Source organism: Collinsella sp. LCP19S3_F2, from assembly GCF_052121015.1.
In the GTDB taxonomy this organism is placed as follows: Bacteria; Actinomycetota; Coriobacteriia; order Coriobacteriales; family Coriobacteriaceae; genus Collinsella.
On sequence record NZ_JBQKFA010000005.1, the window covers coordinates 19,971 to 36,471 of the forward strand.

Annotated in this window: 15 protein-coding genes and 1 tRNA gene; 4 read left to right on the forward strand and 12 right to left on the reverse strand. The window is 58.9% G+C overall.

Annotated elements, in window-relative coordinates:
- Positions 1-3 precede the first annotated feature (3 nt).
- From ACTQX9_RS05600 to ACTQX9_RS05610, 3 genes are read right to left on the reverse strand one after another with little or no spacing between them, the layout of a single operon-like run.
- On the reverse strand, positions 4-2,412 hold the full coding sequence (locus tag ACTQX9_RS05600) for a YfhO family protein (RefSeq protein ID WP_441540731.1): 2,409 nt from the start codon (positions 2,410-2,412) through the stop codon (positions 4-6).
- Positions 2,396-3,364: a glycosyltransferase family 2 protein gene (locus tag ACTQX9_RS05605; RefSeq protein ID WP_441535782.1), complete on the reverse strand. Its 969-nt coding sequence runs from the start codon at positions 3,362-3,364 to the stop codon at positions 2,396-2,398. The genes ACTQX9_RS05600 and ACTQX9_RS05605 overlap by 17 nt, the downstream gene beginning before the upstream one ends.
- A 6-nt stretch (positions 3,365-3,370) precedes the next feature.
- The gene (locus ACTQX9_RS05610) at positions 3,371-4,342 is read right to left on the reverse strand and encodes a glycosyltransferase family 2 protein (RefSeq protein ID WP_441540732.1); all 972 of its coding nucleotides are present in this window, start codon (positions 4,340-4,342) and stop codon (positions 3,371-3,373) included.
- A 160-nt stretch (positions 4,343-4,502) separates the two neighbouring features.
- Here ACTQX9_RS05610 and ACTQX9_RS05615 point away from each other — a divergent pair, with 160 nt between their 5' ends.
- The 4 genes from ACTQX9_RS05615 (at position 4,503) to ACTQX9_RS05630 (ending at position 7,318) form a co-directional block, all read left to right on the forward strand.
- Positions 4,503-5,348 carry an ABC transporter permease gene (locus ACTQX9_RS05615; RefSeq protein WP_427794415.1) on the forward strand — a complete coding sequence of 282 codons (846 nt, stop codon included), beginning with the start codon at positions 4,503-4,505 and terminating at the stop codon, positions 5,346-5,348.
- An 11-nt stretch (positions 5,349-5,359) separates the two neighbouring features.
- Positions 5,360-6,127, forward strand: coding sequence for an ABC transporter ATP-binding protein (locus tag ACTQX9_RS05620; RefSeq protein ID WP_441540733.1), 768 nt, complete (start codon positions 5,360-5,362; stop codon positions 6,125-6,127).
- 52 nt (positions 6,128-6,179) lie between these two features.
- Positions 6,180-6,256, forward strand: a tRNA-Arg gene (locus ACTQX9_RS05625).
- Positions 6,257-6,331: 75 nt separating this feature from the next.
- A complete protein-coding gene (locus ACTQX9_RS05630; RefSeq protein ID WP_441540734.1) occupies positions 6,332-7,318 on the forward strand; it encodes an acyltransferase family protein in 987 nt (328 codons plus the stop codon).
- A gap of 39 nt (positions 7,319-7,357) precedes the next feature.
- On the opposite strand, the gene ACTQX9_RS05635 is transcribed toward ACTQX9_RS05630, so the two are convergent.
- From ACTQX9_RS05635 to ACTQX9_RS05675, 9 genes are all read right to left on the reverse strand, one after another.
- A complete protein-coding gene (locus tag ACTQX9_RS05635; RefSeq protein ID WP_441540735.1) occupies positions 7,358-8,359 on the reverse strand; it encodes a hypothetical protein in 1,002 nt (333 codons plus the stop codon).
- Positions 8,359-8,808 carry a DUF4869 domain-containing protein gene (locus tag ACTQX9_RS05640; protein WP_441056638.1) on the reverse strand — a complete coding sequence of 150 codons (450 nt, stop codon included), beginning with the start codon at positions 8,806-8,808 and terminating at the stop codon, positions 8,359-8,361. The genes ACTQX9_RS05635 and ACTQX9_RS05640 overlap by 1 nt, the downstream gene beginning before the upstream one ends.
- A 129-nt stretch (positions 8,809-8,937) precedes the next feature.
- Positions 8,938-9,375 carry a type II 3-dehydroquinate dehydratase gene (aroQ, locus tag ACTQX9_RS05645; RefSeq protein WP_022094776.1) on the reverse strand — a complete coding sequence of 146 codons (438 nt, stop codon included), beginning with the start codon at positions 9,373-9,375 and terminating at the stop codon, positions 8,938-8,940.
- Positions 9,376-9,475: 100 nt separating this feature from the next.
- On the reverse strand, positions 9,476-10,714 hold the full coding sequence (locus ACTQX9_RS05650) for a shikimate kinase (RefSeq protein ID WP_441540736.1): 1,239 nt from the start codon (positions 10,712-10,714) through the stop codon (positions 9,476-9,478).
- On the reverse strand, positions 10,715-11,860 hold the full coding sequence (gene pheA / locus ACTQX9_RS05655; protein ID WP_441540737.1) for a prephenate dehydratase: 1,146 nt from the start codon (positions 11,858-11,860) through the stop codon (positions 10,715-10,717).
- Positions 11,861-12,029: 169 nt separating this feature from the next.
- The gene (gene aroC / locus ACTQX9_RS05660; protein ID WP_441540738.1) at positions 12,030-13,127 is read right to left on the reverse strand and encodes a chorismate synthase; all 1,098 of its coding nucleotides are present in this window, start codon (positions 13,125-13,127) and stop codon (positions 12,030-12,032) included.
- A gap of 1 nt (position 13,128) precedes the next feature.
- Positions 13,129-14,448, reverse strand: a complete 1,320-nt coding sequence (aroA, locus tag ACTQX9_RS05665; RefSeq protein WP_427794801.1) for a 3-phosphoshikimate 1-carboxyvinyltransferase — start codon at positions 14,446-14,448, stop codon at positions 13,129-13,131.
- Positions 14,442-15,548, reverse strand: a complete 1,107-nt coding sequence (gene aroB, locus ACTQX9_RS05670) for a 3-dehydroquinate synthase (protein WP_427794800.1) — start codon at positions 15,546-15,548, stop codon at positions 14,442-14,444. Before aroB ends, aroA begins: the two co-directional genes overlap by 7 nt.
- A 36-nt stretch (positions 15,549-15,584) precedes the next feature.
- Positions 15,585-16,499, reverse strand: a complete 915-nt coding sequence (locus ACTQX9_RS05675; protein ID WP_441540739.1) for a prephenate dehydrogenase — start codon at positions 16,497-16,499, stop codon at positions 15,585-15,587.
- Positions 16,500-16,501 lie beyond the last annotated feature (2 nt).

The following is a 16,501-nucleotide window of genomic DNA, read 5'->3' on the forward strand; positions in this document are numbered from 1 at the left end:
TTGTTAACGGCGGCTTTTCTTATGCCTAGCGTATAGTCCCGCTGCAATAAGGGCGGCTGCGGTCGCCAGACTCACTGCAAGCCCCGCAAGGGCGCCCGGAGTCTTATAGGTCATCACGATCCTATTTGCGCCTTTCTGCATGTTCAGGGACGACAAGCCCTTATCGGCGGCGGGCGTTAGTTCTGCGGCAGTTCCGTTTACCGTTACGTTCCATCCCTCATCGTACGGAATGCTCAGCAGCAGGTTACCGTCGTCCTTGGCGGTATACTCGCCTTCGATCCTTCCGTCTTCAAAAACCGTCGGAATAAACTCGCTCGTCCTAAGCTCGTTAATAATCTGCTCAAAAACGTCCAGATTGAGGGCGTAAAAGACCGGCTCATTGTCTTGGGGCATGTCTGTATAGCCCTCTGCGACTCCGATTGACACCGTATGCTGGCTCGGGGCGTCCGATGCATCTGCAATCTGGCGGATATTATTGTCGAATCTCCAGGCCTCGTTTTCGATCGTTCGCTGGTCGATGGTAAGGGTGACGGGCCAATAGCTACCGGCGGTCGCATCTTTGTTGATGTAGAGATAGCCGATGGAACCCGACGGCACGGTGACGTTCCACTGCCTTAAGTTCTGGCTGTCCACTGTCTGTGTGGCTTCAATCTTGGTATAGAGTTCAATCTTGCTGCCTAGGATTTTGCCATATAGATCGTTTTGCTTCTCGAAGGGGTTTTCGCCGTCTAACGTGCAGTTTTGGATGTCTTTTGATGCCGCAATACCAAGACTGAGCGCGAAGGGGTTCTTGTATACCGAGTTTACTGCACCGGCCAGCTCTGGCATTGCCGTGTATTCCACGGGCGCGTGCTCGGCGATGGCGTACTTGACCCCCAGCAGGGCATCGACGGCAAGAATGGGCTCGGCATAACGGGTCGAAAACTCGCCGACACTGCTGTATCCAAGGGAGTTGAGTAGTGCTATGGCCTGCGGGTTGTTGGCGGACGAATACGAGGACAGCTGGTTGTATCCAAGCGCCAGGCCTTCGTTGAGGGCGGCGCTATCGACACGCGTGGTCGTACGATCAATGCGATAGAATGGCGCAGAATCCTGGTCTTGAATGGCTGTGATCGTGTCAGTTGCTGTGGCCACATAGGTGCAGTTGGCATTCTCGGAATAGCCTACGTACAGCTGATTCCACATGACATGGGCGTTTGCAAATAGTTCAATTGCCGTGAGTGCCAGGAGTGGCATGACGATGGCCGGCCGATGGGCTCGACGTAATGCTGGCCGTTCTTTGAGCTTCTGCAGCGCGTATCCTGCGGCCCACATCGTAAAGAAGCCCAGCAAAAAGGCTGTGCGCGAATAGAACCCGTTGGGAACGCGCATGCCGCACCAGATGTACTCGAGCGGGCTCAAAACGGAGCTAGCGATCAGGACGGCTGTGACGACGAACGTTGCGATGCGTATCTTGGCCGAAACCTTGCGGTTAAACAGTAGGCTTATTGCAAGTAACATCATGATGACGCCGCAATAGAACTGCGGCGTATTCCCGTTATTCACCCACATGCCGGGGATGAAGCCCCTGATGAGCGATTTGAGGCCTGTTTTAAGCAAAGGGCCAAGTGCCAGCACGGGGCGGCCTTTTGCCATGGCAAGGATGGTCGGCAAAAAGGTCCAGGCGGACAGGAGCAGCCCAAGCATCATAGCCCCTGCAAATCGTTGGGCCCGGTCGAGCGTGAGCATCCAGCTAAATCCTTCTGCAGCGACGTAATCGACAAACTCAACCAATACGAAGATGCAGAGGAATAGGATGTTGATATAGGCCGTATACCAACAGAACATGACATTGAGAGCAATCGCAATAACGAGGCGTATCATTTTTTGTTCGCGAATGAGCTCGTAGCATCCGAAGGCGCAGATGGGTAGCAGGATAAGGCAATCAATCCAGAGCGGATTACACAAATTACTTATGGTCCAACTGCAAAACGTAAATGAGAGGGAAAGCAGGAATGATGCGGGCCTGGACAGGTCAAAGCGCTTTTGCACATACCAAGCGCTGCTGATGTGAATGCAGCCAAGCTTTAGCGCGCTGATGATAAACACAAAGAGCGTCAGCTTGTCTGCGGGAAACAGCACGCAGAGCAGGTTGAAGGGGCTGGCGAGGTAGTAGCTATAGAGCCCCCATGTGTTCATGCCGAGTCCCTGTGAGAAGGAATAGCGAAGGTTTGCCTCGCCTAAAAGGACGCGGCGAAACCACGCGAAGAAGTCGATGTATTGGTATTTGAGATCGTTGGTGAGAAACGAGTTGTCGCCAAAGGGGTAGACATGCCCCGCCGCTGCAAGTGCGACAAAGAGTGCGACGGAAAACGTGAAGCAGGCGGCGTAGAACGCCACATTCTTGAGCGTGCTGTTATTGGGCCGTGTCATCAGATTCCTCGTTGGACTCTCGAATGATATAGATGGGACGTCGCTTGGTTTCCAAGTAGGCTTTTGCCAAGTATTCACCGATGATTCCTAGGCATAGGAGCTGCATGCCGCCAAACAGCGTAATGAGGCAGGCAAGGGAGGGCCATCCGCCTACGGGGTCGCCCCAAACAAGCGTTTTGACGAGGATGACGATAAATCCCAGGATGGCGATGAGACAGAAGACGATACCCGTGAGGGCGGCGAGGGAGAGCGGCGCCGTGGAAAACGCGACGATGCCGTCGATGGAATAGAGGAGCAGCGACCAAAAGCTCCATTTGGTCTCGCCGGCCACGCGGTTGACGTTTACGTAGGGGAGCCATTTGGTCTTGAAGCCGACCCAGCCGTAAATGCCCTTGGAGAATCGGTTGTATTCGCCCATGGAGATGATGGCGTTGACCATAGGTCGCTTCATGAGCCTAAAATCGCGTGCTCCGTCGACGATGTCGGCCTTGGAAATGCGGTTGATGATCTTGTAGAACATACGGGCGCAGAACGACCTGATGGGAGGCTCGCCTTCGCGGGTGGTCCTGCGTGTGGCGACGTTATCGTAGTTTTCGGTCTGCAGGATCTCGTACATCTGCGGCAGAAGCGAGGGCGGGTCCTGCATGTCGGCATCCATGGTGGCGACATAGTCGCCCTTTGCGTGCTGGAGGCCAGCGAGTAGTGCCGCCTCCTTGCCAAAGTTGCGCGAGAAAGAGTGCCAGCGGATGGCGTATGGATGCGCCGCCGCGGCTTCTGCTTTCATGACGGCGAGCGTTTTGTCTGCCGAGCCATCGTCGATGAGGACGGCTTCAAAGGAGATGCCGGGGTCTTGCTGGGTCATGATGCGAACGACGCCATCGAGCTCTATAAGAAAGATCGGAAGTGATTCCTGCTCGTTGTAGCACGGCACGACGATGGAGATGAGCGGCATGGTGGTTTACCTCTCGCTTGACTTGGAAGTAGGGTGGCCGGGCTGGTCGTCGTAGGCGTATTTGCTGTACACGTTGACCTCCCACTGCTTTTTTTCGACCTTTGCTACAGAATCCAGGATGAATCCGGTCGCAAGGCTCAGGCCGCACAGGAACATAAACGAGGCGGCGAGTATGGCGGTGGGGAAGCGCGGGACCAGGCCGGTCTGAAAGTACTCAACAAAGATAGGAATGCCCAAAGCCAGGCCGATAATCGCGAATAGAAGCGCAACCAGGCTAAAGAACTTCAGCGGGCGGTAGTCCTTGAACAGCGTGCCGATCATCGCAACGACTTTAATGCCGTCGCTCACGGTATTGAGCTTGGACTCGGAACCCTCGGGACGATCGCGGTACTCGATGGGCACATCTTTGATGCGCCAGCGGTGGTCGACGGCGTGGATCGAGAGCTCAGTTTCGATTTGGAAGCCCTCGGAAAGCACAGGGAAGGTTTTAACGAACGGGCGGCTCATTGCGCGATAGCCCGTCATGACGTCATCGAAGCTGTAACCATAGATCCACTTGATCATGGCGCGAACTAGGTTGTTGCCAAAACCATGGAAGGCGCGCTTGTTTTCCTCGGCATAGGTGCCGTTGGAAAGGCGGTCGCCTACGGTCATGTCGGCCGTGCCGTTAAGGATGGGCTCGCAGAGGGCCTTAGCCGCCTCGGCGGGGTAGGTGTCGTCCCCGTCGACCATCAGGTAACAATCGGCATCGATATCGCGAAACATCTGACGGCAGACGTTGCCTTTTCCCTGACGGGGCTCAAAGCGGACCGTGGCGCCGTGCTCGGTGGCGATGCGTGAGGTATCGTCCGACGAGTTGTTGTCATAAACATAGACCGTCGCCTGCGGAAGCTCGCGGTGAAAGTCGTCGATGACCTTACCGATCGTGAGCGCTTCGTTGTAGCAAGGGATGATGACGGCGATGGATTCAGAATTCACTCAATGCTCCTTATACATTCAATCCTAGAAAGTATAGCCTTTTGCGTCTGACATCCTTAGATGTGGGTTAGTTCTCCAGTTTTGCTGCGCGAATCTTTTGCATGGCCGTCGGGTCTATACTGTTCATTTGTCAACGATTACGAGTAAGGGAGTTGCATCCGTGTCGGATCAGACAAAGCAACAAGAAACTCGCAGTCTGCCTGCGACGTTTGCTAAGAACGAATTTGAGAAGGATGCATTTATCCTTCGTCAGCTGGTTACCAAGGATTTTAAGATCAAGTATCGCCGTAGCGTTCTGGGCGTCGCATGGTCGGTGCTCAACCCGTTGCTGATGATGATCGTCATGGCCATCGTGTTCTCGACGATTTTTGCCCAGGGCCGCAATGGCTCGATTACGCCCGAGATGTACCCGCTGTACTTGATTGTGGGTAACGTTACCTTTGCCGTGATGTCCGAGTCCACGAACCAGGCACTGACGTCCATCGTAGGTGCGGCTCCGCTGCTCAAGAAGGTTAAAGTGCACCGCTGGGTCTTCCCGGTGCAGAAGGTGCTTTTCTCGCTGGTGAACTTTGCCTTCTCCCTGGTCGCCGTCGCCATCGTCATGCTGTGGTTCCACGTTATGCCTTCTTGGCACCTCATTCTGCTGCCCGTCTGCCTGCTGCTGCTTATGTGCTTCTGCATGGGTCTGGGCATGATGCTCTCTGCCCTTACGGTTTTCTTCCGCGATGTCATGCATCTGTGGAGTGTTGTCATCACGGCTTGGACCTATATCACGCCTATCTTCTGGACTACCGACTTTATCGTTCAGATGCCTCATCTTGTTCGTATTTTGGTTTACGCGAACCCCATGTACAACTATCTGCAGTTTATGCGTGATATCTTCCTGTTCCAGACTACGCCCTCGCTTATGACGTTTGGTATGTGCGTCGCTTGGGCGGTTCTTGCGCTTGTTATTGGCTACACCGTGTTCCATAAGTCCGAGCGCAAATTTATCCTCTACATCTAAGGAGTGCTGTGATGACTGAATCTGTTGTTGATTACAGCGAGCAGCCTCTGGCTGTCGAGGTCGACGACGTCACCATGATCTTTAACATGGCGTCCGAGTCGCTGACCAACCTCAAGGAGTACTTTATCAAGCTTGCAAAGCACGAGCTGTTTTTTGAGGAGTTTAGGGCGCTTAAGCATATCTCGTTTGATATTCATCGTGGCGAGGTTGTGGGTCTGGTCGGCACCAACGGCTCCGGCAAATCCACGATGCTCAAGATTATCGCTGGCGTGCTTGAGCCTAGCGAGGGCAACGTTAAGGTTCACGGCAACATCGCGCCGTTGATTGAGCTTGGCGCCGGCTTTGACCCCGAGCTGACTGCCCGCGAGAACATCTATCTGAACGGCGCCCTGCTCGGCTATACCAAGGAGTTCATCGACGCCAGCTTTGACGGCATTATCGAGTTCGCTGAGCTGCAGAACTTTGTTGATATGCCGCTTAAGAATTTTTCCTCGGGCATGGTGGCGCGTATCGCCTTTGCAATCGCGACGATCACCGAGCCCGATATCCTGATCGTTGACGAGACGCTGTCCGTCGGTGATGTGTTCTTCCAGCAGAAGTGCGAGGACCGCATTCAGCACTTTATCCAGAGCGGCGACGTGACAGTTCTGTTCGTTTCGCACTCCATGGAGCAGGTTGAGCGCATCTGCCAGCGTGCCGTTTGGATTGAGAAGGGTGACCTTCGCATGGACGGCCCGGTTGATGAGGTCTGCAAGGCGTATCGCGAGCAGTTCAACTAGGTTATAATTACAGCCGCTTGGCTGATTTATTTGGTTGAGCGTGCGGTTATTTGCTCCATTAGCTCAGTTGGATAGAGCAGGGGACTTCTAATCCCAAGGTCGACGGTTCGAATCCGCCATGGAGCACCATCGTTTATTGAGCCCGGGCCGCTTGGTGGTCTGGGCTTTTTTCGTCTTGTGTGCTGCGGTTTTGAAGGGTTCGCTATGGGAAGCAAAAGGCTCGACTGGATCGATATTGCAAAGGGGATTGCAGTTATTTTGGTCATTGTGGGGCACACCGTCCCAAATCCCTCTCCCTTGAGGCACGCGATCTTCTCGTTTCACATGCCGGTGTTCTTTATTCTTGCCGGGTATACGTTTAGGCCGAAGCCGTGGCGTGAGCTGCTGAGTGGCTCGGTGTCGCGTCTGCTGGTGCCGTATGTGGTTCTTGCACTGGCGTGGCAGGTGCCGACGTTCTTGATGAGCGACGCTCCGTTGACGGGAGGTACACTTGCAGGCGGGCTCGAGACGCTTATGTTTGCCTCGGGCGTTGATGTGCCCGGGCTTGGCGTTGCTGCCGTTGGCATGGCATGGTTTCTAGCAGCGCTGTTTACGTCGCGCCTGCTGTTTAATGCGCTCGTGCGGTTGTTTGACCGCCGCGGGATTGGGGTTGTTTGGCAGGGCGTTGTCTGTGCCGCGATTGCCTTTTGCGGTTTGAGCGTCTCTCGCGTTTTGGGTATTTACCTGCCGCTCGATCTGGATCTGAGCTGCTATATTGTGCTGCTGATGTGGGTTGGGTATACGGCGCGCCAGAGGGGGCTGGAGCCGAGCGTGTGCAAGCCTCTGCTGTTTATTGGAGCCGGTGTCGCTTGGCTTATCCTTGCCGCGCTGAGTGGGCTTGAGCTTTCGAGCCGCCGCGTGGATGGATTTGTTGTTGCGACGGTTGCTGCTGTTGCGGGTAGCTACTGCGTCTGTTGGGTTTCGATGGCGCTGGAGAAGTTGAAAGACGTGCCGGTTTTGAGGGCTTTTGAGCTAGGACTCGTGTTTTGCGGGCAGGCCAGCCTTGCCATCTTCGCAATCCATGCGGTTGATTGGTTTATCCCTTGGCAGACGATGCCTCTGCTTATGACGCTGCCAGCATCGTGGTTCTTTGCTTCAATCGTACGCTGTGCCTGCGATATTGGATTGGCATACGTGATCAAGAAGGCATGATGACAGTGGGGAGAACCAACTTGGTCCTCCCCGCCGTATCTATTCTGCTTTCAAACACTCGGGCAAGACGTTTGCTACTGCATCCATTGCCTGCGGCCTCAGGTACTGCTCATTGAGCTTTGCCTTTTTGTAGGCATAGCGAGTGTCTGCCGAGTATTTGATCAATACGTCGGTGAAGAATCGCTCCCAACTTAGGTACTTGCGGCTTTCGATATAGCTCGAAGGATCCTTGAGGATTTTTGGAATGTCGTTGTTGGGGATGAGGCCGGATTGCAGAAGCGTCCACTCAAATGATTCCGGGAGGAACAAGCGAACGTTCTTGTAAACGCGCTGTCCCAGCACCTTTTCGATGTAGGGGCCAAACGCTGCGCCGTCTCCAATGGCAAGAACGTTTTGCTCGGGGCATTCGTGAATCGTTCGTTTTAGGTTTGCTACGCCGGTAGCGGTGTAGCAGGGGATTCCCAGTCGGCTGCAAAGGGCGCTGTAGAATTGATAACCAGACTTGCTATCCTCGACAATTACGGCATCGGGATTGTCGAAACCTACGTTAAGGTCCTGATACAGCATACTTGCCGTGTGGTCATATAGCGGCTTGGTCACCGAGTAGAAGCGCCTGTCGCTCTTGCGGCCATTGATCGTCTTGCTTGTGGTGTTGACCAGTTTTAGGATCTCGTCGACGCTGTAGGGGAGCTCGTTGGCGTCGCGACGAGATATCAGAACAAAATAGTTGGACGAGCCGTTGACGGCTTTGGCGAAGTCCTTTGAGTAGATAAACTCGTTACCCTCATCTAGAAAGACGATTGAATCTTCGATAATCGACAGCTCGCGCTCCCAGCGTCTGCCAGAAAGCGTTTCGCAGGGCACGTCGCAGCTGAGTGTAACGCCGCTTTCCTGTCCTCGGTCGTTGTAATCGCGAATCATCGAGATGAGCGTCGTTTTGCCCGTGCCGCTGTTGCCGCGTATAAAGGAAATATTGCGCTTAAACGTGAGTGTGTATTTGACCTTTGCACGCTCTACGACAACGGTATGCGTTCCTTTCATTACTCATCAACATCCAAATAGTCATTCGTGGCGCCGACAAACTCCTGCATGTTTCTGACGATGCGGCCATCGTTTTCAATGCGGATTTCAAAGTTCTTCCAAGGGAATTTCATGATGTGGTAAAGGGTCACCAGCACATCCTGTTCTTTGCCGATCTTGAGTAGCCAGCGGGCACAGTTGTCTCCGCAGGTGGATGCGTTAAACACCATATTTGGGAGATTGCGCACCAGCAGCAGCGTCTTAACGCCGCCGGACAGTTCGAGTGGAGTGATTGAGCCCAGCTGCTTGCTTACGATGTTGTGGGGACCGATGAGCTCTGATCCGTCCACGCGTTTAATAATCTGTGCGGCCATGGGGTCTTCGAACCATGAGTCCAAGTATGAGTTCCTAAAATAGGTTTCGGTATCGTAGATGGAACCGGGGTAATCCCCCAGGTGAATGCTCAGCATGTGGGTCTCCAGACGTAGTGTGACTGCAACGATTATATGCCAGTAATAAAATGCCGGCAGCAGCGAGGTCGCTACTGCCGGCGCTGGCTTTATTAGCGCGTAGTCGTTTTGATGGATTTGCTCGCGACGTTACTTTTCGAGATGCTCCTTCAGCAGCTCCAGCGCGTGAGCGTAGCCCTGCAGGCCTTCGCCGGTGATGGTGGCGAAGCAAGCCAGGCGCGCGTAGCTTACCTGGCGGAAGTCCTCGCGGGTCTCGACGGCACTGATGTGGACCTCAACGGCGGGGATGGCGACGGCCTTGAGGGCGTCCAGGATGGCTACGCTGGTATGCGTGTAGGCAGCCGGGTTGATGACGATGCCGTCGACCTTGCCGTAGGCTTCCTGGATCTTGTCGACGATGCTGCCCTCGTGGTTGGACTGGAAGACCTCGACCTCGTCAAAGCCCTGCGCGGCGCCTGCCTCCTGGCAGATCTGGACCAGGCGGTCGTAGTTGTCGCTGCCGTAGATACCCGGCTCGCGAATGCCGAGCATGTTGAGGTTGGGGCCGTTGATGACGAGTGCTTTCATGGTTGCTTCCTTTGTGGTCTGGTTGGTGGCGGGGCTTGCTGTCTGCGACGTTTGCCCAGATAAAACCTGCCAAAATAAACCTGTCCCTTTTTTGCAGGTTTTAGAGGGTGTCGAGGAGGGCGCGTGCGGTGTTGGCGGCGCAGTCGCGTGAGTCGATGATGTAGTCGGCCCAGGCGCGGTAGCGCGGCATGCGCTGCTCGGCGAGCTTGTCGATGCCGTCGCGGGCGGTGATGGGGCGACCCTTGTGGGCGAGCTCCTCGAGCTTGCGGTTGAGCATCACGATCTGGCTGTTTTGGTGCAGCAGCGGGTAGTTCTCGTCACGCGTGACCACGCCGCCGCCGGTGGAGAGTACCAGGCCGCTGCGCTTGGAGATGTCGGCCAGCGCCGCCGTCTCCTGCTCGCGGAATGCCTCCTCGCCGCGCTCGACGATAAAGTCGGCACAGGGCATGCCCAAACGCTCCTCGAGCGCGCGGTCCAAGTCGATGTGCTCGCGGCCCGTGAGCTGGGCAATCTGCTCGCCCACGCGGGTCTTGCCCGAACCCGGCATGCCGATGAGCGCGATGTTCTGCTCGCGGCGAGACAAGCGCTCCGTTACGTCCAGGATGCGCTCGCGCGGGGTGACCTGACCGGTGTAGCGCTCAACAGCCTGTGCCGCTTGGGCCACGAGCATCAGCAGGCCGCCGATGCAGGGGATGCCGCGGCGCTCGGCCTCGAGCATGAGTCCCGTGCGGGCGGGGTTGTAGACAATGTCGATGACGCCCTCGAGCGCATCGAGCCCTTCGAGCGTGCAGGGCGCGGCGGGGCAGTGGGGGAACATGCCGACGGGCGTGCAGTTGACGAGCAACGCGGCATCGGGCTGCTGCGCGATGTTGTCGTAGTTGACTTCACTCGTGCGGCCGACAGGCACAACGACGGCGCCCAGGTCGCCCAGCACCATACTTGCCGTGGTGCCGGCACCGCCGGTGGCACCGAGCACGAGGACCTTTTTGCCGGCAACCTCTACGCCCAGCTCCTCGACCAGGCACTGAAACCCAAAGTAGTCGGTGTTGTCGCCGCGCAGGCGGCCGTCGGGTAGGCGCGTGATGGTGTTGACGTTGCCCATGCGCTTGGCCAGCGGACTCAGCTCGTCCAGGTAGTCCATGACGGCGCGCTTGTAGGGGATGGTCACGTTGGTGCCCTCCCACTCGTCGCCCATCATAAAGGCCTCGAGGTCCTCGGGCTCGCGCTCAAAGCGCACGTATTCCAGCCCCGCGAGCTCCTTGTAGATGGTCGGGGTGTAGCTGTGACCCAGCACACGGCCCAGGACGCCGTAGGGGCGGGTTGCGGTGACATCGGTCATCTAGAGCACCTCCGTGTAGCTGCCAAAGTAGGTAAAGCTCTCGCACACGTCATCGATGGAATCGAGCAAGTCGTCGAGGGCCTTGCTGCCAAAGGGGCAGTCCAGGTCAAAGTAGAACATAAACTCAAAGTCGTGCCCGGGGATGGGGCGGCTCTCGAGCTTGATGAGGTTGATATTGAGCGCGTAGAAGCGCTCGAGCACGCGGTAGAGGGCACCCGGTTCGTTGGCCGTGGTGATCATGAGTGAGGTACGGTTGGCACCGGGATAGACGCGCGGCTCGCGGCAGATGACAACAAAACGCGTGTAGTTATTGTCCGAGTCCTGGATATTGGGCTCCAGCACCTCGAGGCCATACAGCGCGGCACAGCTGCGCGAGGCGATGGCGGCGACGTCGGTGCGATCGGAGTTGGCGACCATCTCGGCCGACATAGCAGTGTTGGGGTACTTGGTGGCGTGCAAGCTGTGGGCTTCGATAAAGCCGGCGCACTGGGCGATGGCCTGGCCATGGCTGTAGACCTCGCGCACGTCGGCGAGCTTGGTGCCGGGCTTGACGAGCAGGTTGTGATCGATCTTGAGGCGCAGCGAACGCACGATGTGGAAGTCGAACTGGGCGAGCAGGTCGTAGACGGCGTTGACCGAGCCGGCGGTGGAGTTTTCGATGGGCAGTACGCCAAACTCGCAAAAGCCGTCGCGTACGGCGCGCATAACGCCTTCAAAGGTCTCAAAGAACGCGATATCGGGCACGTCGAAGAGCTTGCACGCGGCGATTTGGCTGTAGGCGCCCTCGACGCCCTGGCAGGCGACGGAGGCCGTTTGAGGGAAGGGCGTGTCAAATGCTGCTGCCGTGGCATGGGCCTTTTGCGACACGGTGATGCCCTTGAGCTCGTTGATGTAGCGCTGCTGCTCGGCCTTGCTCATGCTCATGAGGAGGCGGAACAGGGTAATGGTCTGGGCCTCGTAGCGCTCGGGTGCTCGGCTGGCAAGGTTGTTGAGTTTGGAGCGCTCGCGGGCGGGGTCAAAGACGGCCTTGCCCATCTCGATCTTTGATTTGGCGACCTCGGTGGCAATGTCCATGCGCTCGACAAAGCTATTGAGGAGCGTGGTATCGATGCCATCGATGGCCTGGCGAATATCGGCAAGGTCCATGGAGACCCCTTTCGTGAATCGTTGCCTGGGGTAGTTAATTTGGGACGGGGCTTTTTTAGCTACCCTTTGACTGATGGCGAATCGATGGGTGCCGGGGCAAATACTCACTGGCATATGGGGGTAGCTAAAAAAGCCCCGTCCCAAATTAGCTACCCTGGGGGTGGGTGGGCTAAAGCTGGGCGGCGTCTTCTAGGAGGGCGTCCCAGATGGCCAGCGCCGCGGCTGCTTCGGCTACGGGGACGGCGCGCGGGACGATGCAGGGGTCGTGGCGGCCGTGGACCGAGAGCTCCGCATTTTCCATGGCGTCCATGTCCACGGTCTGCTGCTCGCGACCGATGGAGGGCGTCGGCTTTACGGCCATCCGCCACATGACGGGCGCGCCGGTGGAAATGCCGCCCAGGATGCCGCCGGCGTTGTTAGACTCGACCGCAATCTCGCCGGTCTCGGCATCTATGCGGTACGGATCGTTGTTCTCGCTGCCGCGCATGGCGGCCACGGCAAAGCCCATGCCAAATTCCACGCCCTTTACGGCGGGGATGCCAAAGGCGATCTGCGCGATACGGTTCTCGATGCCGTCGAACATGGGGTCGCCGATGCCCGCGGGGAGCCCATAGATGCCGCACTCCACGATGCCACCGATGCTATCGAGCTCATCGCGCGCGGCTAGAATTTCCTCGCGCATGCGACCGGCGGCCGCGGCATCAATACAGGGCAGATCGTTCGTAAGGATCGCCTTGCGGTCGGCCTCGCGATAGACCATGTCGTCCATGGGCAGGTCGGAGATGCCGCCGATCTGCGCGACGTGCGCCATCACCTTGATGCCGCGGGCCTCGAGCGCCTGCAGCGCAATGCCGCCGGCGATGCACAAGGGTGCCGTCAGGCGGCCGGAGAAATGCCCGCCGCCGGCGACGTCGTGCATGTTGCGGTACTTCACGCGCGCGGGGTAGTCCGCATGGCCCGGACGTGGCTTGCGGCGCAGCTCGGAATAGTCCTTGGAGCGCGTGTTGGTGTTCTCGATAATCGCGGCTATGGGCGCGCCGGTGGTGTGCCCATCGACCACACCGGCAATGATGTGCGCGGCGTCGGCCTCGCGGCGCTTGGTCGCGGTCTCGTCGCGACCGGGGGCGCGACGGTCCAAAAAGGCCTGCAACGCCTCCTGGTCAACGGCAATACCTGCCGGAATGCCATCGAGCGAGCAGCCGATGGCGGGGGAGTGCGACTGGCCGAAGATGCTTAAGTGCAAAACGTTGCCAAAGGTCGAGGACATGCTACTCCTCCTCGAGCGTGACCTTGCCGCCCAGCAGGCGGTAGTGGTCAAAGAAATCGGGATAGGACTTGTTGACAGCCTCGGCGCCGTGGATCACAACTTCGCCGGTAGCACGGCTCGCGGCGATAGCGGCCATCATGGCGATACGATGGTCGTTGTGCGAATCGACCTCGCCGCCGGTAAAAGCATCGACACCCTTGATGATGAGGTCGTCGCCGGCAATGCGCACCTGCGCGCCCAGCGCGGTGAGCTCGCGGGTGGTAGTGGCAAGACGGTCGGATTCTTTGATGCGCAGGCGGGCACAATCGCGGATGAACGTGCGGCCTTGTGCCAGCGAGGCCACGGCCGAGATAACGGGTACCAGGTCGGGAATGTCGTGGGCACTCATCTCAAAGCCGGCGAGCTTGTCGGACTGCACGGTGGCGGCGTTGGTGGAGCGCACGATGCGGGCACCAAAGCGCGAAAGCGCGGCGAGCACGTTGCGGTCGCCCTGCGCGGAGCTCAGTGATACGCCTTCCACAGTGATGGGGTCGGAGCCGATGGCGCCGGCACACAGCCAAAAGGCGGCGTTGGACCAGTCGCCCTCGACAGCCACGTTGCCAGGCGTGCGGTACGAGCCGCTGCTCACGCGGAAGTTCGTGACCTCGGGCTTGCCGTTTTTGGCGGGGATGCGCTCGACGTTGACCTCGACGCCGAAGGCCTTCATGGCCTGGATGGTCAGGTTGATATAGGGGCGGCTCTCGATAAGGCCGGTCACCTGCACGCAGGAGGGCTGGGCCAGCAGCGGGGCCGCCAGCAGCAAGCCGGAAATGTACTGCGAGCTCACGTTGCCCGGCAGGATAAATGTGCCCGGGCGCATGCGGCCGCTCGTCTTGAGCGGAAAGCCGCCCAGACCCTGCAGGTCGCAGCCGGCGGCGATGATCTCGTCCGAGAGCGGGGAGAGCGGGCGGGCGCCCAGGCGGCCCTGGCCCACAAAGGTTGCCTCTGCCCCCAGCGCGCAGGCCACGGGCAGCATAAAGCGGAGGGTGGAGCCGCTCTCGCCGCAGTCGAGCGTGCCGCCGGCAAGTGCCTTGAGCAGGCCGAACTCAATACTCTTCATAGTGGGATGGACTTGGAAGCCATCCTCGACGGTCTCGATGCGGGCGCCGAGCGCCGTGAGGCAGCGCACCGTGGCCTCGATATCGGCGCAGGTGGTGTTGCAGGTCACATGCGTCTCTCCGTTGGCAAGGGCGGCGCAGATGATGAGGCGGTGCGCCATCGACTTGGATGCGATGGCGGGGACGGTGCCCTTGAGTGGGGACGGAGTGATGCGGGCTAGCATGCGGAGGCGTCTCCCTTCTGGCCGAGGCCCTCGGCAATTAAATCATGAAAGGCGGAAAGCGGCGTGCGGTCGATGCTGCAGCGGCCAATGTCGTGCGGAATTACCAGGTCGATGGTGTCACCGGCTCGTTTTTTGTCGTGCAGCGCCTCGGCAAAGACGGCGTCGGCGGAAAGCTCGCAGCGGGTCTTGAGACCGTGGCGGGCGCAGAGCTCCTCGATGCGGCCGGGCAGCTCGGCGTCGCAAATGCCGTGCAGGGCTGCGGCGCGCGTGATGATGCCCATGCCGATCGACACGCAGTTGCCATGTCCCAGCTCAAAGTGCTCGCAGGCCTCGACAGCGTGTCCGGCACTGTGCCCAAAGTTGAGGAGCTTGCGCTGGTTGGTCTCGCGCTCATCGGCGACAACCACGGCGCGCTTGATGTCGATATTGCGGGCGATGATGAGCGCCACGCGGGCCACGTCGCGGTTGAGGAGCTCCAGCGTGAGCGGGGTCTTCTCCAACTCGGTGAAAAGCTCGGGGTCGGCGATCACGGCGTGTTTGACGACCTCTCCGCAACCGTCGGCGAACTGCTCGGGCGTGAGGGTGGCGAGACACCCCACGTCGGCAATAACAACACTCGGCTGCCAAAAGGCGCCGGCCAGGTTTTTGCCGGCAGCTAGGTCGATGGCCGTCTTGCCGCCCACCGATGAATCAACCATAGCGAGCAGGCTCGTGGGGATCTGCACAAACTTGCAGCCGCGCATGTAGGTGGCGGCCACAAAGCCGGCCACGTCGCCCACGACGCCGCCGCCGAGCGCCACGATCACGTCGGAGCGCGAAAGCTCGTGCTCGGCCACAAACTCCAAGATGTTGATGTAGGTCTCGGCGCGCTTGTGGGCCTCGCCGGCCTCGAAGGTGCAGACACTCACCGTATAGCCCGCAGCCTCCAGGCTCTGCTTAACGGGCATCTGGTAGAGCGGACCCACATTGGTGTCTGTCACAATGACGGCGCGCGATCCGCCGGCGGTGGCGCGGACGAGCGGGCCCGCCTGCTCCAGCAAAAACGTGCCGACGTGCACCTGGTAGGGGCGTGCGGTGTCGATATCGATGGTAATCGCCATAAGCTTTGGTCCTTTCGACCTGGCGTGATAGGTGGTCTAGTGGGTGGCCTCGTCGTCGAGCGCGCGCTTGATGCGGTCGCCCTCGGCAAGGAGATTCTCAAGATAACGCTGGTCGCGGTCCTTGAGCGCACGGCTGTAGGCGCCAAGTGACTGGATCAGATGGTCGATCTCGAAGGCGAGTGCGTCGGCGTCGTCGATCATGAGCTCGGACCACATTTGCGGGTTGAGGTGCGCCACGCGGGTAAGGTCGCGGTAGCTACCGGCCGAAAAGCCGTGGTGGACCTGGGCGGTCGGGCTCTTTACGTAGGCGTTTGAGACGACGTGCGCGAGCTGGCTCGTAAAGGCGATCACGCGGTCGTGCTCGGCGGCGGTGGTCACGCTGAACTTGCCAAACCCTAAGGGGCGCACCATCTCTCGCACCTGGCCTAAAAGCTCCAGCTTGAGCGCATCGTCCACCGTGGGCGGCACGAGCACGAGTGGCGCGCCCTGGAACAGGTCGGCACGGGAGTGAGCGTAGCCCGAGTACTGGGTGCCCGCCATGGGGTGCGCGCCCACAAAGTAAAACCCGTACTCGCGGGCGAGTTCAAAGGCACGCTCGCACACGATGCCCTTCACGCCCACGGTGTCAATCACCACGGGCCCCATGATGGCCTCGGTATCGGTGGCGTCGGCGAGTGCCTGGGCGTGCGCCTCGAGCCATTCGATGCAGGCCTCGGGGTAACAGGCAAGCACGATGATGTCGCACTCGCCGAGCGTCTCGTCGTTGAGCTCGCCGGCGACGGTGCCCATGCTGGCGGCCGTCATGACGTCATCGTCGGGGTCCCAGGCCAGCACGCGGACGCCCGCCTGCGCATAGCCGCGGGCAAAGCTGCCGCCGATCAGACCCAGGCCCACAACGCCGGCGCATTTGGGGCCGCCCTGGTTAACGCGTGCGTTTCTTACCGTACCCATGG

Excerpts from the sequence above, each read along its gene's own strand:
- ACTQX9_RS05600 (WP_441540731.1), bottom strand. The coding sequence starts at position 2,412 with ATGACACGGCCCAATAACAGCACGCTCAAGAATGTGGCGTTCTACGCC.
- ACTQX9_RS05605 (WP_441535782.1), bottom strand. The coding sequence starts at position 3,364 with ATGCCGCTCATCTCCATCGTCGTGCCGTGCTACAACGAGCAGGAATCA.
- ACTQX9_RS05620 (WP_441540733.1), top strand. The coding sequence starts at position 5,360 with ATGACTGAATCTGTTGTTGATTACAGCGAGCAGCCTCTGGCTGTCGAG.
- ACTQX9_RS05630 (WP_441540734.1), top strand. The coding sequence starts at position 6,332 with ATGGGAAGCAAAAGGCTCGACTGGATCGATATTGCAAAGGGGATTGCA.
- ACTQX9_RS05635 (WP_441540735.1), bottom strand. The coding sequence starts at position 8,359 with ATGAAAGGAACGCATACCGTTGTCGTAGAGCGTGCAAAGGTCAAATAC.
- ACTQX9_RS05640 (WP_441056638.1), bottom strand. The coding sequence starts at position 8,808 with ATGCTGAGCATTCACCTGGGGGATTACCCCGGTTCCATCTACGATACC.
- aroQ (WP_022094776.1), bottom strand. The coding sequence starts at position 9,375 with ATGAAAGCACTCGTCATCAACGGCCCCAACCTCAACATGCTCGGCATT.
- ACTQX9_RS05650 (WP_441540736.1), bottom strand. The coding sequence starts at position 10,714 with ATGACCGATGTCACCGCAACCCGCCCCTACGGCGTCCTGGGCCGTGTG.
- pheA (WP_441540737.1), bottom strand. The coding sequence starts at position 11,860 with ATGGACCTTGCCGATATTCGCCAGGCCATCGATGGCATCGATACCACG.
- aroC (WP_441540738.1), bottom strand. The coding sequence starts at position 13,127 with ATGTCCTCGACCTTTGGCAACGTTTTGCACTTAAGCATCTTCGGCCAG.
- aroA (WP_427794801.1), bottom strand. The coding sequence starts at position 14,448 with ATGCTAGCCCGCATCACTCCGTCCCCACTCAAGGGCACCGTCCCCGCC.
- aroB (WP_427794800.1), bottom strand. The coding sequence starts at position 15,548 with ATGGCGATTACCATCGATATCGACACCGCACGCCCCTACCAGGTGCAC.
- ACTQX9_RS05675 (WP_441540739.1), bottom strand. The coding sequence starts at position 16,499 with ATGGGTACGGTAAGAAACGCACGCGTTAACCAGGGCGGCCCCAAATGC.